The 24,992-nt window shown below is 60.6% G+C and carries 18 protein-coding genes; 2 read left to right on the top strand and 16 right to left on the bottom strand.

Annotation, left to right across the window (positions count from 1 at the left end; all coding sequences use genetic code 11):
• Positions 1-34 precede the first annotated feature (34 nt).
• Both proP and ASB65_RS13340 read right to left on the bottom strand, forming a co-directional pair.
• Complete coding sequence (gene proP / locus ASB65_RS13335; RefSeq protein WP_060724223.1) at positions 35-1,555, bottom strand: glycine betaine/L-proline transporter ProP; 1,521 nt, start codon at positions 1,553-1,555, stop codon at positions 35-37.
• A gap of 166 nt (positions 1,556-1,721) precedes the next feature.
• Positions 1,722-2,018: a PRC-barrel domain-containing protein gene (locus ASB65_RS13340; RefSeq protein ID WP_003504518.1), complete on the bottom strand. Its 297-nt coding sequence runs from the start codon at positions 2,016-2,018 to the stop codon at positions 1,722-1,724.
• Positions 2,019-2,293: 275 nt separating this feature from the next.
• On the opposite strand from ASB65_RS13340, the gene ASB65_RS13345 reads away from it, so the two are divergent.
• Positions 2,294-3,430 (top strand): polysaccharide biosynthesis/export family protein, encoded by a 1,137-nt coding sequence (locus ASB65_RS13345; RefSeq protein ID WP_060724224.1) that lies wholly within the window; start codon positions 2,294-2,296, stop codon positions 3,428-3,430.
• A gap of 10 nt (positions 3,431-3,440) precedes the next feature.
• Here the strand turns inward: ASB65_RS13345 and ASB65_RS13350 are convergent, their stop codons facing one another.
• From ASB65_RS13350 to tssA, 14 genes are all read right to left on the bottom strand, one after another.
• Positions 3,441-4,337: a protein kinase domain-containing protein gene (locus ASB65_RS13350; protein ID WP_060724225.1), complete on the bottom strand. Its 897-nt coding sequence runs from the start codon at positions 4,335-4,337 to the stop codon at positions 3,441-3,443.
• Positions 4,324-5,724: a type VI secretion system-associated protein TagF gene (tagF, locus tag ASB65_RS13355; RefSeq protein WP_060724226.1), complete on the bottom strand. Its 1,401-nt coding sequence runs from the start codon at positions 5,722-5,724 to the stop codon at positions 4,324-4,326. Before tagF ends, ASB65_RS13350 begins: the two co-directional genes overlap by 14 nt.
• An 83-nt stretch (positions 5,725-5,807) precedes the next feature.
• On the bottom strand, positions 5,808-9,284 hold the full coding sequence (gene tssM / locus ASB65_RS13360) for a type VI secretion system membrane subunit TssM (protein ID WP_060724227.1): 3,477 nt from the start codon (positions 9,282-9,284) through the stop codon (positions 5,808-5,810).
• Positions 9,281-10,783 (bottom strand): type VI secretion system protein TssL, long form, encoded by a 1,503-nt coding sequence (tssL, locus tag ASB65_RS13365; protein WP_060724228.1) that lies wholly within the window; start codon positions 10,781-10,783, stop codon positions 9,281-9,283. Before tssL ends, tssM begins: the two co-directional genes overlap by 4 nt.
• Positions 10,780-12,120, bottom strand: a complete 1,341-nt coding sequence (gene tssK / locus ASB65_RS13370; protein WP_060724229.1) for a type VI secretion system baseplate subunit TssK — start codon at positions 12,118-12,120, stop codon at positions 10,780-10,782. The genes tssL and tssK overlap by 4 nt, the downstream gene beginning before the upstream one ends.
• Positions 12,110-13,315, bottom strand: a complete 1,206-nt coding sequence (locus tag ASB65_RS13375) for a type VI secretion system-associated FHA domain protein (protein WP_060724230.1) — start codon at positions 13,313-13,315, stop codon at positions 12,110-12,112. The genes tssK and ASB65_RS13375 overlap by 11 nt, the downstream gene beginning before the upstream one ends.
• 4 nt (positions 13,316-13,319) lie before the next feature.
• Positions 13,320-14,324: a type VI secretion system baseplate subunit TssG gene (gene tssG, locus ASB65_RS13380; protein WP_060724231.1), complete on the bottom strand. Its 1,005-nt coding sequence runs from the start codon at positions 14,322-14,324 to the stop codon at positions 13,320-13,322.
• Positions 14,325-14,333: 9 nt separating this feature from the next.
• Positions 14,334-16,115, bottom strand: coding sequence for a type VI secretion system baseplate subunit TssF (gene tssF / locus ASB65_RS13385; protein ID WP_060724232.1), 1,782 nt, complete (start codon positions 16,113-16,115; stop codon positions 14,334-14,336).
• Complete coding sequence (gene tssE / locus ASB65_RS13390; protein ID WP_060724233.1) at positions 16,108-16,617, bottom strand: type VI secretion system baseplate subunit TssE; 510 nt, start codon at positions 16,615-16,617, stop codon at positions 16,108-16,110. The genes tssF and tssE overlap by 8 nt, the downstream gene beginning before the upstream one ends.
• Entirely contained in the window at positions 16,610-17,434 is an 825-nt protein-coding gene (locus ASB65_RS13395) for a type VI secretion system accessory protein TagJ (RefSeq protein ID WP_060724234.1), read from the bottom strand. The genes tssE and ASB65_RS13395 overlap by 8 nt, the downstream gene beginning before the upstream one ends.
• Positions 17,431-18,825, bottom strand: coding sequence for a type VI secretion system contractile sheath large subunit (gene tssC / locus ASB65_RS13400; RefSeq protein ID WP_003504543.1), 1,395 nt, complete (start codon positions 18,823-18,825; stop codon positions 17,431-17,433). The genes ASB65_RS13395 and tssC (ASB65_RS13400) overlap by 4 nt, the downstream gene beginning before the upstream one ends.
• A 56-nt stretch (positions 18,826-18,881) precedes the next feature.
• Positions 18,882-20,363 carry a type VI secretion system contractile sheath large subunit gene (gene tssC / locus ASB65_RS13405; protein ID WP_060724235.1) on the bottom strand — a complete coding sequence of 494 codons (1,482 nt, stop codon included), beginning with the start codon at positions 20,361-20,363 and terminating at the stop codon, positions 18,882-18,884.
• A 98-nt stretch (positions 20,364-20,461) separates the two neighbouring features.
• Complete coding sequence (gene tssB, locus ASB65_RS13410) at positions 20,462-20,971, bottom strand: type VI secretion system contractile sheath small subunit (protein ID WP_020010212.1); 510 nt, start codon at positions 20,969-20,971, stop codon at positions 20,462-20,464.
• Between the two features lie 67 nt (positions 20,972-21,038).
• Positions 21,039-22,091, bottom strand: a complete 1,053-nt coding sequence (gene tssA / locus ASB65_RS13415) for a type VI secretion system protein TssA (RefSeq protein ID WP_080868622.1) — start codon at positions 22,089-22,091, stop codon at positions 21,039-21,041.
• Between the two features lie 220 nt (positions 22,092-22,311).
• Here tssA and tssH point away from each other — a divergent pair, with 220 nt between their 5' ends.
• Positions 22,312-24,966, top strand: a complete 2,655-nt coding sequence (gene tssH, locus ASB65_RS13420; protein WP_060724237.1) for a type VI secretion system ATPase TssH — start codon at positions 22,312-22,314, stop codon at positions 24,964-24,966.
• Positions 24,967-24,992 lie beyond the last annotated feature (26 nt).

The following is a 24,992-nucleotide window of genomic DNA, read 5'->3' on the forward strand; positions in this document are numbered from 1 at the left end:
ACCGCCGCGCATTTTATTTTTTGACGCGCAGTTGTCAGTTCAGGTCCGGATGGCGGCCAACGAGTTCCTCGCGTTTCGCCTGGAGGGTTTTCTTCTGCTCCTCCAGCTTGACGAGTTCCTCGTCGATCTCCTCGACACTTTTTTCGATGTGGAGATATTGCTCGGCAAGGAGCGATTTTGCTTCCTTCCGGCTGGAGGCATTCGGCGTATCGCCATAGAGCGGCCGGTTGGCCGTTTCCTTCAGGAAGAAGGTCGTGACGATGCCGAAGACGGCTGCGACCATGAGGTAATAGGCGGGCATGTAGATGTTTTCGGTCACCTCCACCAGCCAGGCGGTTACCGTTGGTGTCAGCCCCGCGACGATGATCGAGATATTAAAGGCGATTGCCAAAGCGCTGTAGCGGATGCGGGCCGGGAAGAGGGCGGGTAAGGTGGAGGCCATGATGCCGATCAGGCAATTGAGTGCGACTGCGAGAATGAGCAGCCCGAAGAAGATCTGCACCACCTGACCGCTGGCAATGAAATGAAAGGCCGGCAGCGAGAAAAAAAGGATCGCCGTGCTGCCGACGGCGAGAAACGGCCTGCGGCCGATTCGGTCGCTCAGCAAGCCGATCGCCGGCTGGACGAACAGCATGCCGACCATGACAGCGATGATGATGAGAACGCCGTGATCCTCACTGTAATTCAACGTTTTCGACAGATAGGTCGGCATGTAGGTCAGCAGCATGTAATAGGTCACGTTGGTGACGAGAACCATGCCGATGCAGATTGCCAGGGATCGGGTATGCTCTCTGGCGATTTCCGCTATCGGCACCATCGGCCGCTCCTTGAGCGACTGGCGGTCCTCTTCTTCAGCGCGCTGCAGCCGTTCGGTGAAGGCCGGGGTTTCTTCCGCGGCGTGGCGGAGATAAAGGCCGATGAGGCCGAGCGGTGCGGCAAGGAAGAAGGGTATGCGCCAGCCCCAATCTAGGAATTTTGCTTCCCCCATGGCGCTACTGAGCAGCACGACGAAGCCCGCGCCAAGCACGAAGCCGGCAATTGAGCCGAAATCGAGCCAGCTGCCGAGGAAGCCGCGTTCGCGGTCCGGCGCATATTCCGCCACGAAGATCGCCGCGCCGGTATATTCGCCGCCTACGGAAAAGCCCTGTGCGAGCTTGCAGAGCAGCAGGAGGACGGGCGCCCAGATGCCTATCGTCGCATATCCCGGAATGAGGCCGATGCAGAAAGTGCTGGCCGCCATGATGATGATGGTGAGCGAAAGGACTTTCTGGCGTCCGAACTTGTCACCCATCGCGCCGAAAAAAATGCCACCGAGAGGACGAATGAGAAACGGCACCGAAAATGTCGCCAGTGCCGCTACGGTCTGAACGGCGGGAGCCGCCTCGGGAAAGAAGACCTTGCCGACGGCATAAGCGACAAAACCGTAAACACCGAAATCGAACCACTCCATGGCGTTGCCGAGGGCTGCGGCCGTCACGGCCTTCTTGACCTTTTCGTCATCGATGACGGTCACGTCGTCAATGCTCAGCGGGCTGGCCTGAACCTGATTGTGCAATTGTCGTCCCCTTGAATGCCTTGCGCCCGATTATTGCGCGCCATGAAAATGCCTGACATGCGCAAGTGTTCCATTTGCCGGCGGAGGGGGAGCGGTGCAGGGAGCGGCCCATATAAACGAACGCCCGGCACATGGCCGGGCGCTTCTGAAGTCTGGTGGGACAGGCTTAGTGACGATGTTCGGGCATGTCCTTCAACTGGTCCTTTGTCCACGAGGTAACGGCATGGACGTCGCCATCCTCATCGCGCATGAAATCAAGGTCGCTGATCGGCACTGCAACGGGCTTTGCGCCAATGCCGAGAAAACCACCGACATCAATGATGGCTGTCGTGTTGGCGCCGACACCGTGGACATGGTCAACTTTACCGACCTTGTGATCATCCGCGCCATAAACGGTGGCGCCTTCCAGAACGGATGGTGTGAGTTCGGTTTCAGCCAGACGGACGTGATTGCTGTGGTCCATTGTTCTTCCTCCTGTCTTGGGTTTGCACAAAACAAACTCCCGCACCGCAAAACCGTTCCATCCAAAATCCCCATGCCGGTGAGCGCGGGATCGCTGCCTATTTCTCATCGGTACATTGTTGGGGTTTGCTTTTGGGCGCTTCCGAAAAGGTTGCGGAATGGTCACACCTTTTCTTTGGAAGACAAGTTTTCGCTAAATTGCAACCGCTAAAGTTGTTGCGATGACGTGTCGGGATGTTATCTCTGCGTCAGGTTGAATCATCGAGGGGATGAGGGATGAAAAAGTTGGGGGCGGTTTTGCTGGTGGCGCTTTTGAGCGCATGTGCAAAGCCATCTGACGGACCGACCGCGGGCAATATCCGGTCTGCGACCTTCCCACGAACCAACGAAAAAATCCCCGTCATCGAACTGGCGAATGCACCGGCGGCCACGGTTTCCGCCGGGAGCCTGCAGGGCGCCTCCGGGCCTGGCCTTACCGCGCTTCGCAACACCGGTTACAACGCCCAGAGATTGCGGCGCGGCGACGTGATCGACATCACCGTGCTGGATACGGGAGAAGACGGACTTTTCTCCCCGACGCAAAGCAAGACGCTCAATCTCGGCCGCTTTACCGTGGATCAGAGCGGATCGGTGAATATTCCCTTCGTCGGCAAACAGCGGGTGGTGGATTCGACGCCTGAGGGGCTGCAATCGCAGGTCGTCGCCGGGCTCAAGGGATCGGCCGTGAACCCGCAGGCCGTCGTCACCGTCGTTGACAAGCCGACGAGCGCCGTCATGCTCGGCGGTGCAGTGAAGAACCCCGGCAAAATAACGCTCACCGCCCGGCAGGAGCGGGTGCTCGATGCCCTCAATCAGGCCGGCGGCCCGACTGTCGCGCCGGGTGCTGCCACGGTCACCGTTGTTCGCGGCTCGCACAGGGCCAGCGCGCCGCTTGACCGCGTCATGCGGGAAGACCGCCAGAATATCCGACTTTCGCCGGATGATCAGATCATGATCGATGGCGATGCGGCGAGTTACACGGCGCTCGGCGCCTTCAAGAGCGCCGGCGAATTCCAGTTCGAAGCCGGAAAACTCACCCTGGCGCAGGCTGTCGGCCGCGCCGGCGGGTTGCTGGATGACCGTGCGGACGCACGCAATGTCTATGTCTTCCGCAACGAGATCATTCAGGTTCCCGCCGCAACGGCATCGGGCGCGAAAGGCCCGGTCGCGACAGCCACGACCATGCGGCCGGTAATCTATCACGTCAATATGCGCGACGCTTCCAGCATTGCCCTCATGCAGCTTTTCCAGATGCAGATGGGTGATGTGCTTTATGCCAGCAACGCGCCGCTGGTGGATTCGGCCAAGCTCCTGACCGTGTTCCAGAAGAGCGTGCCGACGGCGGCAGCACCGCTTCCCGGCAGCGGCAACTGACGATTGGGCGCTACAGAAGTTGTAGCGCTTCCATCGCCGATTGCGGACGCAAAGCGGGATCGTCATGGCAACAGGCGTCCGCAAAATCCGCCAAGCTTTGCGTTGCTCGCGCCCCATCTGACCCGGCAAGCCGCCGGGCAAGCCGTCCCACTGAAAATATATCCTGATCCGGCTTTGCCGCTGCGTCCCGCATCCGTTCCGGCGCCGCAAATTCGCGCGAGGCGGCGAAGCTCATGCCCCGTTCCGCATGTCTTTGGCCGATCTCCAGCGTAATACCGAAATCGCCAAGCCTACCTGTTTCGAAATCGCCGTCCTCCAGAAAAATATTGGCTGGTGTGACATCGCAGTGGACATAACCCCGTGCATGCATGCCGCTTAGCCCTTCCAGCAGGCGGCGAAGGATTGTGATCGCCTGCGGCGCGGTAGTAGGCCGCTGCGACGCCAGTGACTGCGGCAGCCATGGTTGCAACAGACCCGGCCTCCCATCGGGCAGTCTCAGCAGCGCCGATGTTTCCACCAGGCACGGATGGCGCAGCGCCAGTCCGACCTGTGCCTCCTCCCGCAATCTTTGCAGTAGCGCCGCGTCGTTTCTCAACGCTGGTGGCACGGTCTTCAGCGCATGAAGGGTGCCGAGATCGCGGTGCCGCACTTGCAGCAGCAGGGTGTTTTCGCTTTCGTAGGCAATCCGTTCAAGGGAAAAACTGTCGGCAATCCAGTCGGGTTTTGCCTCGGAAAAATACGAGACTTTCCGATCCAGCGCGTTCCTGATCTGGTCGATCAGATCCTTCCGGTCTTCGGCCGACCTCTCCTCAGTGCCATCGTGGCGGATGCTTTCCCACAGATCGGAAAAGCGCTCGGCAACCTGCGGGTAGGCAGGCCCATCGCCCGGTTGTTTACCCTTGCTCAAGCCGGTTTCCAATCACGATGGCGCTGACATTCTCGCGTGCGTCTTCGATCAGCGCTTCCTGGATCAGGGCGCTGGCGCAGTCCTTGATCGGGGTGTTGCCGACAATCTCGGCAATGGCGCGCTCCTTCAGGATTTGCACCAGCGGATAGCTGCACAGGAGCAGCCTGTCCTGCGAACTCCACTCTTCCCCGACGATATCCGGCCGGAATTGCTGGGAAAGGCCGACACATTGCGAGAGCTGCTTTTTCATGCCGACAACGACGTGATCGCGCGAAAGCTGGTGCATGGTTCCGTTTTTCAGGAGATAGGCACGCGCGTCGCCAGACCACAACACGCTCAGCCTGCGGCCGATAATGGAGGCTATGACGACGCTCGCCATCGGCCTGCCGTCGGCGCCCATGGCCTGCCGGGACAGAAGCAGGCTGTTGACCGTGCCGAGCTTTCCCCTGATCTGCTGCGCCATCACTTCGGGATTTTCGGCATCGGGCGTCTCGGCAAGAATATTCGTGACCAGACGCGCCGCTTCCACGGCGCTGTGCGTGTCCCCCTGTCCATCCGCTATGGCGAAGAGGGCAGGCGTCTGGGAAACGAAGAGCGAATCCGCATTCAGGGAGAGCCGTGTTCCCGGGTGCGTGGCATAGCTGTAGATAACCGGCGTGGGCTGTTCGGTTGAGGGCGCGGGCGAAATAACGGGTGGGGTTTTCTGTCTCGCACTCTCCGGCGCCTGCGCAGGTGCTGAACCTTCCTCATCGCCCTTGCCTGCCATGTCGCTGAAGAGGCGCAGGAAATCGGAAGCTTTGGGTTTGCCGTCAAATTTGAGGCCGCGTGCACGGCGGTTGACGGGATCGATGCGCCACCAGAGGCTCGTCGGTACACGGTTACGCACCATTTCCGGTGCATCATCCTCTTCCCGTGGCTTCGGCGGGCGCAGTTTTTTGACGGAGGCGTTGAACCGGGACATGTCGAAATCACCCGTCATGGATGTTTCGGCCAGCGCCTCGGCGGCCATGAACCAGGTGTCGTCGAGATAGAGCGTTCTTGGATGTTTCCGGAAGTTATTGAGCTGGGCAACGATGGCAAGCGGATATTTTCGCCCCACCCGGTCTGCACTGGGCACCAGCACGCCGGCATAGGCGGAGTTTCCCCATATGCCGCTTTCGATGATGAAACGTATGGGAGGCGATGACGCGAATATTTCGGACCATCGGCCCGCGAACGTGTCCGCGCAGGCGTGCAGGCCGGATCGCATCCAGTCGTCAAACGTCCCGATCAACTCTCGTTCAAGCCCGTCGGAGATGAAGTCGCCATGGCTGGGTACTTTGCCGAAGAAACCGATACGGTCGCTTTCCGCTGCGGTTTCCGCGGGCCTCGATGCCTGATTGGCCATTAGTTGTTATTGACCGTGGTGCTTTTCGTCGTTGCTTTCATCATAGATCCCCTCCTGTAAAAAAACGCTGTGCCGCCCCGCCGCTAAAACTGTGCGGGGCAGGCAAAGCCGGCGATGGCGTCCAGCCTGAATGGGTTGAGAACCGAACCGAACTGAATATCGAATTCGGCAGCCTGAGCGCCATTCGCAAATCGCACCCGCAGCAGATCACCCGACTGGTTTTCGATGTCGGCGCCGTCAAACAGCCGGAATGGCGACCAGTCGCCGTTTTCGGTTTTCGCCTGCTGCCAGCCGCCCGGCTGGAAGGCGATGCGCGACAGGCTGGCCGTGTTTTCGCGCGACGGCCAGGTGATCGATTTCGCCTGAATGGGGCCGTGATAATAAACGACCCGCTCACCCTCGATTTCCAGCATGACGGCACTGGAGGCATTGGTGAGCGAAACGGGTTTGACATTGATCGACACCGCCGGCGTCTCGCTGCCATTCGGGAAGAAGGCGCGCGAAATCTTGTCGGCATTTTCGAACTGGGCAATGGCGCTGCTGGGAATGCCGGCGGCGCCGAAGGTGCCTTTCCAGCTCCAGGGGTTGGTCGTCCTGTCGACAAACGGCTCCAGTCGCTGTTTGAAGAAGCTCTGGAAAACACCAGATGGCCCGAACAGACGGGTGAAATCCGCGATGGCGACATCGCGGGAAGACGACCTGTCAAAAGGATAACGGCCCGTGACGATGGAAGAGCACAGGGACGCCGCATCGGCTGCCCAGAGTTCGGCAATGCGGCTGCGTGCGGATTTGACCGCAAGCGAGCCGACATCCGCCGCCACGCCCGCCACCCACACATCCAGCGGCGCAGGCAATTCACGGGCCTGCTGCAACAGATCCTGATTTGCCTTGGTGAGTTGGCTATCCACGTCGAACACCCTGGCGACTTCGTCGGAGGTGGTTGCCGAGCGGGCAAGCTGCTCGTTCAGCATCTTGAAATGCGCCAGCAACTGTTCCGATGGCGAACCACCGGCCTTGCCGCCATTGGCCTCGCCCGTTGCGGTCGTGCCTTTCGCCGCAAGCATGTCGCGCAGTCTCGCATAGGGATCGGCCGCATTCACCGTGGCGGCCAGAACGGCTGCGGTTGTGTCACCTTCCGCGGCGGAGGCGAGGGTGGCCGGGTTTGCTCCGGGGCGCAGATCGGTCGCATCCGCGATCGATTTGGCGGCCTCCACCACAATATTGCGCTCATTGGCAAGTGCGCGGGTTGTTTCCACCGCGTCGCCCAGGGTCTGGGATGGCTTGACCCGAAGGTCGGCCAGCGTATCGGCCCATTTTTTCTCGAAACGGTCGAAATAGATTTGCAGTGCAGCCTGCGCCACCTGCTCGACCGTGGCGCCCCTGATGGCATCATCGGAACCGCGCACCCACGCTTCGGAAAGCGCGATGCGCGCCGCATGGGCGACCTGCGGAATGACAACGGTGCGATATCCTTCCGCCGTGAAAAGACCTTCGATGCCTTCCGCCATTGGCGCCTTGCTGCGACGCTCGAAGGCGCGCTCGCCAAGCGGGCCGAAAGCCGTGGCGGGTGTCCATTCCATCAGTTCCCGCGCCTGCGGAAGACCGGCGAGAATATCATAGGCACGCGTGCCGACAGCCTGGTTGCGGATGGTTTCGCGGGCGGTGGCGATGAGCCGCGCATCGAGTTCGATCGGGGCGAGCACGCCATTCGCCAGTGCTTTTGCGTGCCGGTCGAGCGCCTCTCTCGCCGCCGCTCTTCCGTCGCCGGGATAAAGGGAGGCGAACATCTGATGCGTCTGCACGGTCAGGAAATCGGGCTCCAGCGCACCCATGCCGCCGAGCATTCCATAGAGCTTCAGCGAATTGAAGGTGCGTGTGATATCCTTTTCGTCCTTCAGTTGTTTCTGTAGCTGCACGATCATGCGGGGCAGGAGAAGGGCGTTGAGCGCGCGCTGATAGGCGTCACGCTGCCGTCCGGCGATCTTGTCTTCCTGATCGAGGCCGAAGCTGACGTTCCACACTCTCTCGCGGGCAAAGCCGGAATTGACATCGCGCAGATTGTCGAGCGCCGGGAGGATACGGAGAAAATCGGCGTCGGAAACATCGCGCACGGGAATGCCCTGAACGAGCTGTTCATAAGCGCCAAGTTTGCGATCGGCTTCCGCTAGCGCCTGCGTATTGGCGAAATAGGTGAAAATCCAGCCGGTGAAGACAATGGCGACCGCGGCGGCGGAAACGCCATAGGCAATGCGCCGCACCAGCAATTGTCGCCTGGAAAGGCGCTTGTCACGCATCACCAGTGCGGCTTCGGGGAAGATGACGTCCTTGAACAGCCGCGACAGGAAATAGCTTCGGCGGGTTCGGGACGCTGCGGGAGACCTTCCCGTTTCCGGCTGCGTTCCCGAAGCGAGGTAAACGCCACGCAGAAGCGGCGCTTCGATGAGCGGAGAACTTGCGCAAAGCTCGGTCAGAGCTTCATGGAGCCGGTCCTTCAGCCGTGCGAGTTCAGCCGGGAAACGGAAGATGCGGCCGCGCGTTTCGGCATTCTGCTCCTGCTGCAGGCGCTCGATCAGCATCGCATCGACCCGCTGTTGCAGCAGTTCGAACTCTTCCATCAGGCGTTGCGGCAGGTTTTCGGCGGTATAGCTCTCATCCAGCTTGAAGGTGGTGCCCCATACCTGCTGGCGATCGGTCTTGTTGAAACCGTCGAAGAATTCCACGAAACCATGCAGCAGATCCGCCTTCGTCAGCACGATATAGACCGGAACGCGCGCACGCAGATACTCGTCCAGTTCCGAAAGCCGCTGACGGATGGAGCGCAGTTCCTGCCGCTGTTCCTCGGGATCACGGGTGAGAAGATCGGGGATAGACAATGTCACCAATGCGCCGTTGATCGGCTGCGAGCGGCGATATCGTCTCAGAAGTCCAAGGAATCCTTCCCAGCCGGCCTTCGATGAGCCATCAAGGTCGTCCTGCGTGGTGTAACGGCCGGCAGTGTCGATCAATATCGCCTCGTCGGCGAACCACCAGTTGCAGTTGCGTGTGCCGCCGATGCCCTTCACCGCGTTTTCGCCGAGCGCATCGCCAAGCGGAAATTGCAGGCCGGAATTGGTGAGCGCCGTTGTCTTGCCGGAGCCCGGTGCGCCGAAGATGACATACCAGGGCAGGTCGTAAATATAACCGAAGCGCTTTTTCGTGACCCGCCGCAGCAGCGCCAAGGCTTCCTTGAGACGCGTCTGGATTTCGCCGACTTCGGCCTGGCGGTTGGCAAGGGCTTCGCGCTCGATACTGTCGACGAGTTCCTTGTCCTGCTTGCGACCGCGATAAATCGTGACGACGATATAGACCAGCCATATCGCCAGAATGATGCCGATGGCGATCAGCCGGGCCTGTGTCGTTCCCAAAGGCTTGAAATCGCCCAGTGCGACCAGATAGCCGTAAAACCAGATGACGATGCAGAGCGCGACCACCCACAGCAGCGACAGGAATCGGCGGCCGATGAGAGCCGCATAGCTCTCGACATAGGAGCGGATCGTATAAAAATAGCTTAGCGGATTCATGGCTGGACCTCTCGCGGCTGCTGTCCCGAACTGTTCTGGACGGTCGGCGAGAGAATGCCGGCGTCGCTCAGTTTTTCATCGGGATTGGTCAGGACCATGATTTCTGTTCTGCGGTTGATCTGACGACCTTCCTCCGTCTTGTTGTCGGCGATCGGGTCGCTGTCGGCACGGCCTTCCGTCAGGATCGCTTCCGGGCCGGTGAATTGTGAAAGAATGTCTCCGACCGCCTTGGCGCGCGCTTCGGAAAGGTGCCAGTTCGACGGAAACTCCACCGTCTTGATCGGCACGGTGTCGGTATAACCGATGACGACGGCGCGGAATTTTTCAGCCGCAAGCGCCCCGCCGATGCGCTGGATGAGGTCGCGGAACTGCGGACTGACATCGGCGCTGCCGGTGGAGAACAGGCCCGAATTGTTGATGCGGACGCGCAGCCGCCCGTTCACATCCGCAAGCGTGACAAGCTTCTTTTCGACTTCCGGCTGAAGGAAGGCCATCAGCTTTTCAAGCCGGGACGGTTGCCGCGGCTCCGTCTTCGGCGGTTCCACGACCTTGGGCGTTTCGACCTGCGCCTGTGGCTGTGGCGGCGGGTTTGCGATCAGCACGCTCGGGGTCTCGTTCGGCGGCAGATGCGCGAGCTTCTCGAAGGTGACGTCGGAGGCGTTGTTGAGCGACAGCGTGAAGAAGAGATAACCAAGCGCGAAGGCAAGCGCCATCAGCGAAAGCAGGGTCCACAGCGCAGCCATCGTGCGCAACGGCGTATGCCGTGCATCGACGCCTTTCCAGTGCGGCGAAAGCTCCCGTTCGAAAGTGCCGTATTGGCCGATCAGCGTTTTGTAGAGGCTGTCGCGGATGCGCGAGAGCTCCAGCGCACCCTTTGGCGAAACGCGGGTGCGTCCTTCGAAAGCCAGTGACAGGCACAGATAGATCAGCAGCAGCAGATCCTTGTTGGCGCCGGGTGACTGGTGGAAATGGTCGAGAATGTCGAAAACCCGGTCGCCGCCGGTAACGTCATTGTGGAAGGTGGAGACAAGGCCGGAGCGCGCCCAGCCTGCTCGCACGCCCCAGGGCTTGCTCAGAACGACATCATCCACCGTGGCGCATACGACATAATGCGCCGCCCTTGCCCGTTCGGGGCTGATGCGTGCGGAAGCGAGATCACGCTCGTAGCGGGTGATCGCCTCAACGCAGGCGCGGCGAAGCTGATCGGGATCCGGCTCGGCATCGCTGAAGCGCAGGATATGTGCGAGGTTGAGAAGGGGGGCGGCCGATTGCACGAGCGTCGGCACATCGTCGCCGCCGAAATGGAAACCGGAGAGCAGCTGATCGACCGGCATGGCGGCCGCGCTTGCCTTCGTTCGCCCAGCCGGCTCGTCGGCTTCGACAATGTCTTCCAGGATCGCCGCCATGTTGCGGGCGTTCTGGTTGCGTCGGCGGCTTTCTTCGGTGATTTCGACCACCGTCGGCAAATCCTGCCAGGAGGAGGGCTTTTCCTTGCTCATTCGCGTAACGCCCACATTGCCATCTCAAGCCCGGGAAACTCGCCTGCCAGATGCAGGGCAATCGCGCCTGATGTATCAAGCTGCTTCCAGAGTGGTGATTGCGTGTCGATCTCGAAATAGACGGTGCCGGACCGATAGGGCAATTGTCGCGGCAGAACCGGCAGGGAGCGCACGGGAATGCCCGGCAGCGCCACGTTGACCAGTTCGGAAATCCGCTCCACCGGCCCGACCTTGATCTGAGCCGGCAGACGGCGGCGAATGTCCTCGGCGGCCATATCCGCGCGCACGGCAAGCACGAAACCGGCATCGCGCAGCAATGTGCGATCGTGGATGGTGCCGACGCGGACGCCATGACGGCGCTCCACCAGTTCGATGGCCACGGCGGCCTGTTCCAGAACCGCCGACAGCGATGTGCGCAGATCATCAAAAACCGCGCCGAAGGTGGCCTTCAGATCCTCGTGCCGATAGGGTGGGAAATCCGTCGCCCGTTTTTTGTCCGTGGTGAAGGTGGCGAGTTCGCCGGCAAGCTGGATGCAGTCTTCGTAAAAGCGGATGGGGTGAAAACGCGTGGCGTTGGCGCAGCGGTGCGCCAGCAGCGGATCGGCGCGGTTGAGGATCTGCAGCAGGAAATAATCGCCCACTTCCGCGGTTCCCCGGATCGTCGGGTCGCCGATGCGTTCGGCAATCGCCTGCGCACGGTGGCGCACGATCCCCAGAAGTTCCGTCAGCAATTCGTTGAGGCGGGGTGCCGCCGCGCAGCTGAGGCTCGGAGGAATGAAATCCGGGTCCAGAATGACCGCGCGGTCGGAGCGGACCTCGATGACCCGTGCCAGCCCGATGAGATCATAACCGGAAAGATCGTCGCCGGTCTTGAGGAATTTCAGGCTAAGACGGCCGACATCGATGGGGGCCACGAAATCCGTCTCGATATTGGTGTCGGAGACCTCGTAGCTGGAAGCGGTGAAGCGCACATTATTCGCATCTTTGCGGCCGCTGGCGGACATGTCCGCCTTGCCCGGCTGCCGGGCCGGCAGGGCGAGATAGATGACGGCGTTCTTCACGCTTTCGTCGAGATCGAGTGGCGGCGGCAAGTCGGAATCTTCAGGCGCTTCGAAGGGCGTTCCATCGGGAAGGACGCCACGCAGGTTCGACAGGGCGAATTGCCCTATCGACAATGCGCTGCGGTCCACGCCGATTTCGGCGACGCCCCAGGGGTAAGGCGAGAGGTTGCGCGTGGTGTTGCGCACCAGGCGTTCGGTCCAGCGGTCGGATTGCTGAAAATGTTGGACGCGAAGAAACATGCCCTCGCTCCAGGCAACACGGTTCTCATGTCTCATTGTGGTTGTTTACCCCCTTTGCATCGGCCGCAATCGCGTCAGGTTCCGGTGTAGGCGCGGTCTCACCGCGCGCTGCCCGCTGCAGGAACTGTCTGATCGGTAATGGACGGCCGTTTTCCTCAAGTTGCTTTTTGTACGTGGACCAGTAATCGGCCTTCATGATCAGGCCCTGCCAGTCCCTGCGGCCGATTTTCGCCCGGAGATCGTTGCCGGCATCGACGGAGGCTTCGAGAATCCGTGGCTCGAGCTTTTGCGTGCAGTTATGGATCAAGGTTTCGAGAGAGGCGGCGAGACGCCGCTGCTGGCGGATCAGCGTTTCCATCCGATCGCTCAGGGAGGCTGACGAACCGTGGCCGGCGCGCTCGTTTTCAATGTCGAGAATGGCCAGACAATCGGCGTTTTCCCGCTCCAGCGTGGTCAGAAGATCGCCGATCTCCTGCGCGGTCGAATTATCAGCAGTTGATGCTTTCTCCAGGGTCGGCTCTTCGCTTGCCTCCGGAAAAACACTGTTGAAATCTTCGCTACCTGCGGCCGAAACCGGGCGTGAAATCATGACCGGCGTGTTCAATGCGTCGGTATGTTCGTGCTCGCTGCTTGCAACCGGCTCGTCGTCCCAGTTATCAGGCAGAACGGTGCCTATTCCACGCGCCGCAGGCGGTTCGCTCCAGCCGATCTCAACATTTCGCGAAATGGATTTTGCCTTCCGGTTCGCGCCCTCGCGCCATGTTTCGGACCATTCATCGGAGGCGGCTGTGTTGCCCATCACGCCGCCGGCCGAGCGGCCGTTCGGGGCGATATCGGCAAGGATCGCCGAAATGGTCAGCGGCTCGTCACTCATACGCAGGGATGCGTCGGGATCGGAAAAATCCAGCTCGGCATCGCCGCTGATGGCAACCTGAAAAATCTGCCCGCCAATATTGATTTGCGAACCGTCCCGTAGACGCGCGCTTTCGCCTTCGAGCAGCAGGCGGCCATCGACCAGCGTGCCGTTCGCGCTCTGGTCAAGGATCGTAAAACCTTCACCATCGCGGCTGAGCGTGCAGTGCTGCTTGGAAACGCGCCGCTCATTGTCGTCGATCTGCCAGTCGCAATCGCCAGATCGGCCGATGACGCGGCGGCCGCGCTCAAAGCTCCATGGGTTGGCTCTTGCGGCTCCGATATTTTGTGTGTCCCTGAGTGCAAGCTTCATATCCATGCCCTCACGCGGAAATCGCCGAGCCTTCCGGCTCGGTCACCACAGCATCGGCGCTGTCTTTTTGGGCGGGCGCCACACGAGCCCAGCTGTTCCAGCCGAGACGGGCGGGAGCATCGGACTGGCCGAGGCGGCAAAAGGGAATATCCTCCTTTTTCAGGATCACCTGCACATCGAAATGTAATGCGCTTCCGACGAACAGGCGCGTCAGCGAAAATATCTCAGCAAGCCGCCTCGATCCGGGCGTCAGGGCCAGATAATCCGCATAGGCGACAGGACCGATCACGACCCGGAAACCGCCGCTCATGTCTTCGACAGCGCTTCCCGCCGTCGTGTTCTGTCCGAGCCTCAGCCCGGATACCTGCCCGAGCTGGCTTTGTTCGTGAAGCGGCAAAGCCACCCATCGCCGGCGAAACTGTTCGACATTGACCGGAAGTCCCGTGAATTCGCAAAGCATGGAGGTCAGGGCCGAAACATTGCGGTTGCGGCCGGCCAGAAGGCCGCTGAAACGCAGGAGCGCATCTTCGCTCACGCCTGCCTTTTCCACCAGGCCGGCCGTGCGGAACCCGGTGAGTGCAAGCAGGGTTTTGCGAAAACCGTTCTCCCTCTGCTCGACCGACCAGCGCAATCCCCTTGCGAGGCGGTATTTTTCCGTTGCGGATACGAATAATTCGCTGAATCTCGCCGCGAACAGATTGAAGAAGCTTGCCAGCGCGCCGGAGCGATTGCGTTCCTCCCGCTGCAGCAATTCGCCATAGGCCGGCGGCAGCGAACCGAGCGGCCCGACAATGGGCGCGAAAGCGGATTTCAGTTCGGCCTGGCCTCGTTTGTGATTGAAACCGCTGATCGCCAGCGGAGTAGGCTGTGTTCCGCCATGGGCACCGATGACAATTCCGTCATCCGCCGAAACGAGCTGGGCGACGCGAAACGCGGTGGCGGGCTCAAAACGACCGGGATCGTCGCTGAGAAGCGTCGCCTGCCGGTCTTTCGTGGTTGGCGTTTGCTGTTCCATCCCGGTCTCCTAGAGCAGCGGCCGGTCGGCCGCGCGGGCTGGCCAGCGGGCAATCGGTTTGGAGTGGCCACGCATCGTCGCTGTTAGTCGTGTGAAACTGTTGATCGAGGTGTAGAGCCCGAAGAAATGGTTGAGGACATTGGCGAAAACAAATGCGGCAGGTCGCGCGATCAGCGCGGGGTCGAACTCCACGGTGATGTCAGTTCCCGGCACCATGGCCGAGCCGATCCTGGCATGGGAATTCTGCGCCTCGACATTGCTGATGGCCTCCACGAGCTGCCGGGTTTCCGGGCTGTCCCTGAAGGAATACAGCGACAGAATGTCCTTCAGCGGTGCGCCGCCGCTGTCGGTGAGGGACAGATGGTTGAGGAGAAGATGCGAGATCAGCCGCCATTCACGCGCCGAACGCTCGTTGACGCGGATTGCCGCTGTCGGCGGCATCAGCGCATGGATGGATTTCACCGCCTCGTTGCCGGTCGAAAGCTGCAGGAACGGGTGTCCACCGCCAAAGGGGAGCTGGCTTGGCAGCTCGCGATTGATGCACAGCGTATCGATGCTCGCCACCATGTCGAGCGGTCCAAGTGGTCCGCGTTTCTGATCCACGAAGGCGATGTCCGTATCGGAAGAACCGTCGTCATCGAACCGGCGCTGTATCTGCCAGAACACGTTGGCGCCGTTATTGCGCTGTGTGCGGCCAAAAAACGGGGAGGTCTTCTCGGTCTGCCCGGAGCGGCTGGTCAGTTGAACGTTTTCGACGGCGTAGATTTCGCGGGTCCGCTGCCGCCGTGCATCCGGCAGCAGGCGGTATTCCGTGCGCGTGCCATCGAGGCTGAGCGGTTCGCAGCTTTGTTTGAACAGGTTGATAACCGGCGAGGCGTTCAGCACAAAATCCCGGACCGACACCATGCGCTCAAGCTGCGTGTCCGCCGCATCCAGATAGATGTAAAGCTCGCAATCGCCGCCGCTCCATTTCTGCAGTCCGTCGATATCGAGAAAGAGAAACTTCTGCGGCAGCGCGAAGAATTCGGTGAGAAGCCGGTAGCCGTCAAAACTGTTGGCGGGATAGGGCAACATCGCCTGATCGCGCGTATAGCCGGATGGCCTGAGATTGCCGGCGGGCAGGAAAACGGCTTCCTTGTCCTCGGCGTGACGGGCAAGCGCCATGCCCACGCAATGATTGGTCAAAAGCTCGTAAAGCGCCGTGGCCTGCTGCCAGGCGGCGGACAGGAAAATCTGAAGCTTTGTCAGTCCCATTTCCGGGAAAGTGCCGCCGCGCGGCGCCGTGCTGCGCAGCGAAAGCCGCAGGCAGCTGGCGGCGCCGGCGAAGGAGGCCGAAAACGGCGCGTCGATCGGCTGGCCGGACAAGGTTGCGGCTGCGATTTGCAGCGGCGCGATCTCCACCGCCTGCGTGGTGCGAAAACGGCAGCTTTCACCGCCGACGGGTTCGGCGAGGATTTCGCTGTGCCGCGGAAGCGTCTGCACGGTTGCCAGCGCCGTGCTTGGGGTGAACTGAACCACGCTCATGGACGGGATCGGCGCAAGATAATGCGGATAGAGCGTTTCCAGCAGGCTGTCCGACAGTTCCGGAAACTCGTCGTCCAGCTTCTGGCGCACACGGGCGGCGGAATAGGCAAAACTCTGGATCAGCCGCTCGACATGCGGATCGTCGGCGACATCGCCCGTCATGCGCAGCCTGCCGGCAATCTTGGGAAACGCCGCCGCGAAACGCGATGCCCGCTTTCTCAGGGCAAAAAGTTCATCATTGTATTTTTCGAGAAAGCCGTCAGCCATTCGTCGCCTCCACCAGGAAACGCTGCGTGGACGGATCGATCCGGGATTCGAAACTGATTGGCGGCATGCCTTCCTGAAGGCGGAAGCTTGCCTGTATACGCATGCGAAGCGCCCGGTCGCCATCCGTGCGGTTTTTCAGGATTGTCACATGCACATCGCCAAGGCGGGTTTCGAACAGGGAAATCCGCCGCTCGATGCTGCGTGCGAGCCGCTCCTTGGAGGCATCCGTCACCAGATTGGCCGAGAGAATGCCGTCCACGCCATAGCTCACCAGCGCGTCGGACAGTTCCTTCAGCGCAACCGGCGGGCCGGCGGGGTTACGGCGGGTATTGAGCAATGCCTCGAGATCGCGGCGGATCACCTCACGCATTTCGCGTGCCTGATCCTTCAGGCTAACGAGCGCATCCGTTTCCGCATCCGGCGCGTCATCGAGCAGCCGGTCCAGAACGGAGCGCGACAGCGTTCTCTGCCGTGCGCGATATTGCTCGAGCGGATCAACCACGGGCGATCTGCCTTTCATCGTCGGAGGCGGCGGAAAGAGAACCGATCTCGTGGAACGGCACCACATCGTCGCCAATCAGGAGGCAGCGCTGGCCTTGCCCGGTCGCCAGTGGCTGGTCTTCCTCGCTCCAGCGCGTTTCCCGGCCAAGGAGAAGGCCGACATCGTCCTTTGCGCCGTAATAGATGGCCGGAAGCAGCACGGATGCGATCGCGCCATCGCGCAGTGTCAGCTCGGCACCGCGGAAAGCGAGGTCACGCGGGCGGCTCATGGGGTCGATGGTGAGGCTCTCGATGCGGCCATAATCGATCCACAGATAACGGCCGCCATTGGTCAGCACTTCCAGCGCGTGCGGAATCCGGTCGTCCAGATCGCGAATATCGCCGGCGCTTTTGCCATTATGGCCGATCGTCACATTGCCACGCTTTTCATCGAGTTCAGCCAGTGCGGTTCTGGCAGCATCCGCGTCACCGCTGCGTGCGGCGATATTCGCTCGGATGGCCAGCTGATCGAGTTCGGACGGACCGCCTGGAAAATCCGGCACCGCGCCAGTTTCGAACCATGCATTGCGTGCTGCCATGGCGCGCAGCTGATGGCGAAAGAGAGAAAAGCCGACGCTTTCCTGCGGCGAGAATGTTGCGGCCAGATTGCATTGCGCATCGGCCTTCTCATAGTCGCCGGCAAGGACCAGCAGGTCGATATAGAAATGGCGACCATCCTTGTCGGTGGGCCTGGTTTTGACGTGTTCGCGCGCAAGCCCGATCGCCTCTTGCAGCCGGTCATCATCGAGAAGGCGGGAAATGTCGTCGCGCAGCGTCATGCGGATATCCTTTGCGGCTCGGCCGAAGATCGGGATGCGGCCGCCGGCGGCATCATGGTTTCGGCAATGAGGTGGAAGCTCGTGGAGACGTCGTCGAGCTGGAAATGCGGCTGAAGGCGCACGGTGCAGGAGAATGTTCCGGGCTTGCCGGGAACCTCGAAGACGTTGATCCCGGCAGAGCGCAGCGGGTAGCGCGTGCGCAGCGCCGATTCCGCATCGTCATTGCCGAGTGTGTAGGAGGAAAGCCAACCTTCCAGCTTGCGTTCTATCGTCGACGCATCGCTCAGCTGGCCGATATCGTCGCGCATGATGACCTTGAGGTAATGCGAGAACCGGGAGGCGCACAGCACATATTGCAGCATGGCCGCGAGGCGGGCGTTCTGTCTTGCCGCTTCGCTGGAATAGTGGCCGGGCGCATGCAGGGACTGGTTGGCGTTGAAGATCGCCATGCCGGAGAGATAGGTGGTGGAAACGGGCACGATGCCGAGATCGGAAAATTGCTGTTCCTGCCCGGTCGTCAGCTGCACCTCGACGGGCGGCTGCGCGGAAAGGCCGTTGCTCTCGATGCCGAGATCGAGCGGCGGCAATTGCCGGGAAGAGAGCATGCCGCCATCCACGGCGTCCTGTGTCACACCGCGCAAATCCGCAAACCAGCCGGAATCGACGAAATTGCGCACGACCACCGTGGCAAAAGCGAAGGCGGCATTGCCCCACAGCAGGGTCTCGCCGCTTTCCGCCACATGCTCGCGGAATGGAAATCCGTCATCGCGTCCGCGCGCATAGGGCCTGTAGGGCGAGCGCAGCAAAACCCGCGGCGCAACAAGGCCGACAAAGCGGGAATCGTCACGCGCACGAAGCGCGTTCCACCGCAGCCGCGATTTCTCCTGTTTCAGCCAGGAAAAATCGTGGACCCGGCTGAGCTCCGAGAAGTCCTGCAGGCCGACGGCCGAAGGCGAGGCCGCCGCCACGAAGGGGCAGAAGGCGGCGGCAGCCACCATGCCGATCTGCGACAGCGTCGTGATGGAATCGGCACCCTCGAGATCATCAGGGGAAAATTCGTAGTCGCCGATCAAAAGACCGACCGGTTCGCCACCCGGCATGCCGAATTCGCGGTTATAGACAACTTCGAAAAGATGGCTCTGGTCGAAATCGGTGGCGCGTTCCGTGTTGCGGGCAAGGTCGCGCCAGCTGGCATTCAGCAGCTTCACCTTGACGTCAGTGCCCCGGCCAGCCTCGCGCACCACCATGGCAAGCCCGCGCCATCTCGCTTCCATCGCCTGAAAGTCAGGGTGATGGAGAATGGCGTTCACCTGGCCGGTCAGCGCATCGTCGATAAGGGCGATGAGCTGGTCGGCAAAAATACGGGCGTCCGGAAAGGACTGATGCGCCATGAGCGGGCTCCGGGTGAAGAACGGGGCCGGGGTGGCCGGACCACCCCGGTCCGGGTTCAGTTCTTGGACGGAATACGGGCAACCATGCGTAGCGACGTCGTCAGTTCTTCCATCTGCAACCAGGGCCGCATCCATGCGACCGCATTGTAGGCGCCGGGTTTGCCCGGTACTTCCTGCACGGTCACCTTGGCGTCGCGCAGCGGATATTTCGCCCGGCTTTCCTCGCCCGCTTCGTCATTGGCGTTGACGTAGTTGGCAATCCAGCGATTGAGCCAGACTTCGCAATCCGATGCCTCCATGAAGGAGCCGATCTTGTCGCGGCCCATCACTTTGAGATAGTGCGCAAAACGCGATGTTGCCATGATGTAGGGCAGGCGGGCCGAAACGGCGGCGTTGGCCGTTGCTTCCGGCTTGTCGTAAAGCTTCGGCTTATGCGCGGTCTGGGCACCGAAGAACACCGCATAATCCGTGTTCTTGTAGTGGCAGAGCGGCAGGAAACCGAGCTTGCCGAGTTCGGCGTCGCGGCGGTCGGTAATGCCCACTTCCGTCGGGCATTTCAGATCGAGATCGCCGTCATCGCTGGAGAAGACGTGCATGGGCAGATTTTCCACCCGGCCGCCATTTTCCGCGCCACGGATTGCCGTGCACCAGCCGCTTTTCGCAAAAGCGTCGGTCAGCTTGGTGCCCATGACATAGGCGGCGTTCATCCAGCAATATTCGTCATGCTGCAGGTCGCCATTCACCGCACCCTTGGTTTCGTCATAGGCGAAATCATCGATTGGGTTGGTTTTGGGGCCATAGGGCATGCGCGCCAGCACACGCGGCAAAGCGAGTGTCACGAAACGGGAATCGTCGCTCTCGCGGAAGCTGCGCCACTTGGCATATTCCACCGTATCGAAGATTTTCTCCAGATCGCGCGGACGGGCGAGATCGCGATAATCCTCGAAGCCGAACATATGCGGGCTTGCCGCCGAGATGAACGGTGCGAAAGCCGCCGCCGCAATCGACGAGACGCCCTGCAGCAGCTGTACGTCATCGAAGGAGTTGTCGAATTCATAGTCGCCGATGATCGCGCCGAGCGGCTCGCCGCCGGGGGTGCCGAATTCGTCTTCGTAGATCGCCTTGAAGAGGCGCGACTGATCGAATTCCACGGCCTTTTCCAGATCGCGCGCGAGTTCCCGCTTGCCGGAATTCATGACGCGGATCTTGAGGTTGACGCTCGTCTCGGAATTCTTGACGAGATAGTTGAGCCCGCGCCAGGTGCCTTCGAGCTTCGCGAATTCCGGCGCCTGCATGATGGCGGCAAGCTGTTCGGAAATCGTCCGGTCCAGTTCGGCAATGGCGTGGTTGAGGGTGACGGTGAGGTTGCGGTCGTATTTGACCGTTCCCTTCAGCGCCTGGTCGGCCAGCGTGCGCAGAAGATTTTGCGCGCGGTCCGGTTCGGTCTGGCGGGTTGCGGCAACCACCTTGGACAGCAGTCCCTGATCTTCGGCGGTCGTTGCCTGTGCTTCGTTTTTCAGCAGGCTTTCAGCGCTCATGTTTCAGTCCTTCCACATGCGGCTTTGGAAAATGCCGCTTGAACAGTTGAAGCCCCGCAATGGGGGCCGTTCGGGGAGGTTTTCCTCCGCGCAGGCGATTATTTGCTCGCGCCGTTCTTTTCCTTGAGTTCGGAAACCAGCGTTGCGAGATCGGTCTTGTTCTGCAGAATATCTTCCAGCATGCGTTCCAGATCTTCAGAACGGTCGGCCTTGGAAAGCAGGTCGCGAAGCTCGTTGCGGGCGTCCAGAAGCGCCTTCAGGGCAGGAACCTGCTGCACGACGGCGCCGGGTTCGAAATCGTCCATGCTTTCGAATTTCAGATTGACCTGCATGTCCGTCCCGTCTTTCTGCAGCGTGTTGGCAACGGAAATGTTGAGGCCCGGGGTCATGCGGCGCATCACCTCGTCGAAATTGTCGCGGTCGATCTGAACGAACTTGCGCTCGCCGAACGGCTTCAGCGGCTGGGTGGGATTGCCGGAGAAATCACCCAGCACGCCGACGACGAAGGGCAGTTCCTTAACCACCATCGCGCCTTCGGTTTCGACTTCGTATTTGATGTGAACGCGGGGCTTGCGAACCCGCTCCAGCTTTTCATGTACACTTGCCATTTCAACCTCCTTGATGCCCCTTGGCATGGCTGACTGTTAGGGGACGGCGTTTCCCGTCCCTTGCTCGTTATTTTCCGTTTTCTCCGCCGGGCTTGATCCCGGCGGCCGTCAGAACTGCGTTTCGAGCCTGCGTTTCGGGCAGAAGCTCCGCCAGCAGTTCCGAAAAATCCATGCGCCCCCTGCGAACCAGTGTTTCGATGGAGAGCGAGATCGGCGAGTGCGGCTCGGTCCGGCGAAAGTAACGCGCAACCGAAAGAAGAGTTTCAAATGCCTCATCGCGTGAAGATATGCCCTCCGGCGAGGTTGCGGGAGCCCGAGCGGCCGGCTGCCCGCCCTCGTCAGTGCCCGCAACAGCGATTACCGCCTGCTCAACCGGTGCCGGCTCCTTCTCGCGCCCGCCCAACGTGCGGATGGCGGCGGCGGCTTCGATGAGCGTGTTTCGGATATTGGAACTGGGTGGTGCGAATTGGCCGCAGCGTTCGGAAAGAACCGCCATGATGGCGTCGAAGCTGGCGAGACAGGCGTTTACCTCGGCCAGATGAGAAGACATTGCGGCAACGCCCGCTTCGGATGCCAGCCGATACAGTTCTTCGCGCCTTTTGCTCTCGGTTGGCCGCTGCGCCAGCTGGAAATCCCAGAGGCTGTGCTCGCCAAATTTCCCTCCGGGGATCAGCGGTGCAAGCCGGAGCGGCTGAACAAGTGTTCCTTCGGTGCCGATGCCGTTCAATCCCGCAAAAGGTGCAAATTTTTCCTCATCATTATCGTCGCTGATCGAGCGCAATGAGTCCCAGTGGTTGTAAAAAAGATCATTGCAAAGCTCGTAGATTTCGCGCAGTCCAGGAAAGCCGCGCAACCGCAGGCTTGCTTCCGAAAGCCACGCCAATATTTCTATGTCCTTGCTCTCGGAATATATAATCTGCAATCCAAGATTGCTGACACTGTCCCAGCTACTGGAGATCTTTAAGTTATCCTGAGGGGAGGTGGCGCGCTCTTCTGTGCGTGCCTGGTTTCTTTCATCCTTAATTCTATAGTATAGTTCACGCGTTCTTGAATCATTGCGGATATTATCTCCGCAATTCCCTAAAAGTTCTACATCTATTTTAACATGCTTCGTATCCAAAGGTAGTCTATCCCCAGAAAATAGTAATGGATTTTTTGTAGTTACTTCCCTTACGTTAGGCTATTGATCAGACAGACTTATTCAAAATGTGTCTAAATTGTGGCGTCTAGTGTCTAATCTAACCCGATAAAAAATAAACTTCGGGGTGGACAACCCGGTTTCATCATCATAGTTATTCCACGTCACGTTGTGGAATGAACCCGGGCAGGAGGCTCATTGCATGTCGCATATCGATCTCAATCGCCTCGTTGAAGCGCTTGAGCCTGACCTGCGCGTCACCCTTGAAGCTGCGGCTTCTGTCGCGGTGCGTATGGGGCACAGGTACGTGGATATCCCGCATTGGCTGCTGGCGGTTGTAGATGCCGGCATCTATGCGAAAACATTCGAGGAATTAAAAATTCCACTTCCGGTGTTGCAGGCAGAAATCGGCCGCAGCCTTGAAGAGGCCGTGATTGGCGACGGCGAGGCCTTGTCGCTCTCCCAGAACATTCTGACGGCGGGCCGCGAGGCATGGGTTCTTGCTTCGCTGGAGGCCGGGCGCGACCGCGTGACGTTCTGCGACCTGCTTCTGGCGATGGACGAGGAAACCTCGCTCCGCTCTTTCGTCCGCTCCGCTTTTCCGTCGCTGAAGGCGATGGATCGCGCGGCTCTCGAGCGCCTTCGCAGTTCCGTTGAAGAGACCGCCGGGAACGGCGTTCCTTCCACGACGGCGGGGACAGCGCCAGCCGCCGGCCAGAACGATTTTCTTCGCCTTTACACCCCGGACATGACCGCCGATGCCCGGAACGGTAAGGTCGATCCGGTGATTGGGCGCGACGATGAACTGCGCCAACTCGTTGATATTCTTACACGCCGTCGTCAGAACAATCCCATTCTCGTGGGCGAGGCCGGTGTCGGTAAAACGGCGGGTGCGGGAGCGCGGGCGCTGGAGATCGCTTCCGGGAACGTGCCGGAAAAATTGCGCAACGTCCGCCGGCTGAACCTCGATATTTCGCTGCTGCAGGCCGGCGCCGGCGTGAAGGGTGAATTTGAGCGCCGTCTTCATGGTGTGATCGATGCCGTAAAGCGCTCGGCCGAACCGGTTATCCTGTTCATCGACGAGGCGCACGGCCTTGTCGGCGCAGGTGGTGCAGCTGGCCAGGGCGATGCGGCCAATATTCTCAAGCCAGCTCTGGCGCGGGGTGAAGTGCGCACCGTCGCGGCGACGACCTGGAGCGAATACAAGAAATATTTCGAAAAGGATGCGGCGCTGACGCGACGTTTCCAGCCCGTACATGTGCGCGAGCCTGATGAGACAACCGCGATACGCATGTTGCGCGGTGTCGCCGACAGCTTCGTCAGCCATCACAACGTTGTCGTTCGTGACGAGGCGATCGTGGCGGCGGTGCAATTATCCGCGCGTTACATGCCGGCGCGGCAATTGCCGGACAAGGCCGTCAGCCTTCTCGATACGGCCGCGGCTGCCGTTTCGCTGGCGCGGCAGACCCTGCCGGAACGGCTGCGCGCGATGGAAAGTGAGCGGCGTCTTCTGTCCGATGAGTTGAACTGGCTTCTGCGTGAACCGCAGGACGAAGAGATTGAGGGCCGTATCCAATCGATACGCGACGAAGTCGAAAAGCTCGAGAGAGGGATTGACGATCTGCGCAGCCGTTACGATGCGGAAATGGCTGAACTCAGCGAAGAACAGTCGGTTGAAACCGGTGCATCGAATGTGTCGCCCCTGCGGCGTGCGGCTGAGACCAGGCCGGCAAATGCTGAAAGACTTGTGCCGACGGTGGTTGATCGTGAAGCGATTGCGTCCGTCGTATCGCGGTGGACGGGAATTCCGCTCGGTAAACTTCTGGCCGACCAGATCGAAAGCGCCCGCACTCTGGATGCGCGCATGCGTCAGCGGGTCGTGGGGCAAGATGCCGCAATCGGCCGGATTGCCGATGCCATGCGAACCGCGCGCGCCGGATTGTCCGATCCTCGCCGCCCGCCGGCCGTGTTCTTTCTCGTCGGCATGTCGGGAACGGGCAAGACCGAGACGGCGCTGTCGCTGGCCGATCTGCTCTATGGCGGCAACAGCCATCTGACGACGATCAACATGTCGGAGTTCAAGGAGGAGCACAAGGTTTCGCTGCTTCTCGGCTCGCCGCCGGGCTATGTCGGTTTCGGTGAAGGCGGGGTGTTGACGGAAGCGGTGCGCCGCCGGCCGTTCGGCGTTCTCCTGCTCGACGAGATCGACAAGGCCCATCCCGGCGTTCAGGATATTTTCTACCAGGTGTTCGACAAGGGTGTGCTTCGCGATGGCGAAGGCCGCGACGTCGATTTCAAGAACACCACGATCTTCATGACGGCCAATACCGGATCGGAGCTGCTGACCGCACTTTCGGCCGATCCGGATACGATGCCGGAAGGCGAGGCGCTGGAAGCGCTGCTGATGCCGGAGCTGACCAAACAGTTCAAGCCCGCTTTCCTCGGGCGCACGATCATCCTGCCGTTCATGCCGCTCGGTGCGGAAGAGCTTGCAAGGATCGTGGACATGCAGATCGGCAAGATCAGGGAGCGTGTTCTGGCAACATATGGCGCCGACCTGACCCTGTCCGATGCCGCGCGCGACGCGTTGGTGGCGCGCGCCGGTGCAAGTGAAATTGGCGCACGCGCCATCGAAATCATGATCGGCAAGGATCTCCTGCCGTCTCTTTCCAGCTTCTTCCTTGAGAAGGTGATCGCGGGAGAACGGGTGGGCAAGATCGTTGTCGATTTTGATGAAAATCGGTTCGGTATTCGTGCCGAAGTGGCTGGGGAGCCAGATGAATTCGCCGCAACCGAAGAGGGTGGGGTGGATAAAGTTGCCGCGTCGGAAGGGGCTACCCGACGCATGCGGCATTAAACGAAGGGTAACGCGGCCTCGAAGCA

Source organism: Agrobacterium tumefaciens str. B6 (assembly GCF_001541315.1).
GTDB classification, from domain to species: domain Bacteria; phylum Pseudomonadota; class Alphaproteobacteria; order Rhizobiales; family Rhizobiaceae; genus Agrobacterium; species Agrobacterium radiobacter.

Bases quoted from the DNA above. Each gene is read 5' to 3' on its own strand.
- tssK (WP_060724229.1), bottom strand. From the start codon at position 12,120: ATGAGACATGAGAACCGTGTTGCCTGGAGCGAGGGCATGTTTCTTCGC.
- ASB65_RS13340 (WP_003504518.1), bottom strand. From the start codon at position 2,018: ATGGACCACAGCAATCACGTCCGTCTGGCTGAAACCGAACTCACACCA.
- tssC (WP_060724235.1), bottom strand. From the start codon at position 20,363: ATGAGCGCTGAAAGCCTGCTGAAAAACGAAGCACAGGCAACGACCGCC.
- tssH (WP_060724237.1), top strand. From the start codon at position 22,312: ATGTCGCATATCGATCTCAATCGCCTCGTTGAAGCGCTTGAGCCTGAC.
- tssG (WP_060724231.1), bottom strand. From the start codon at position 14,324: ATGGAACAGCAAACGCCAACCACGAAAGACCGGCAGGCGACGCTTCTC.
- tagF (WP_060724226.1), bottom strand. From the start codon at position 5,724: ATGGCCAATCAGGCATCGAGGCCCGCGGAAACCGCAGCGGAAAGCGAC.
- tssF (WP_060724232.1), bottom strand. From the start codon at position 16,115: ATGGCTGACGGCTTTCTCGAAAAATACAATGATGAACTTTTTGCCCTG.
- ASB65_RS13375 (WP_060724230.1), bottom strand. From the start codon at position 13,315: ATGGATATGAAGCTTGCACTCAGGGACACACAAAATATCGGAGCCGCA.
- ASB65_RS13395 (WP_060724234.1), bottom strand. From the start codon at position 17,434: ATGACGCTGCGCGACGACATTTCCCGCCTTCTCGATGATGACCGGCTG.
- tssC (WP_003504543.1), bottom strand. From the start codon at position 18,825: ATGGCGCATCAGTCCTTTCCGGACGCCCGTATTTTTGCCGACCAGCTC.
- tssM (WP_060724227.1), bottom strand. From the start codon at position 9,284: ATGAATCCGCTAAGCTATTTTTATACGATCCGCTCCTATGTCGAGAGC.
- tssB (WP_020010212.1), bottom strand. From the start codon at position 20,971: ATGGCAAGTGTACATGAAAAGCTGGAGCGGGTTCGCAAGCCCCGCGTT.
- ASB65_RS13345 (WP_060724224.1), top strand. From the start codon at position 2,294: ATGAAAAAGTTGGGGGCGGTTTTGCTGGTGGCGCTTTTGAGCGCATGT.
- tssL (WP_060724228.1), bottom strand. From the start codon at position 10,783: ATGAGCAAGGAAAAGCCCTCCTCCTGGCAGGATTTGCCGACGGTGGTC.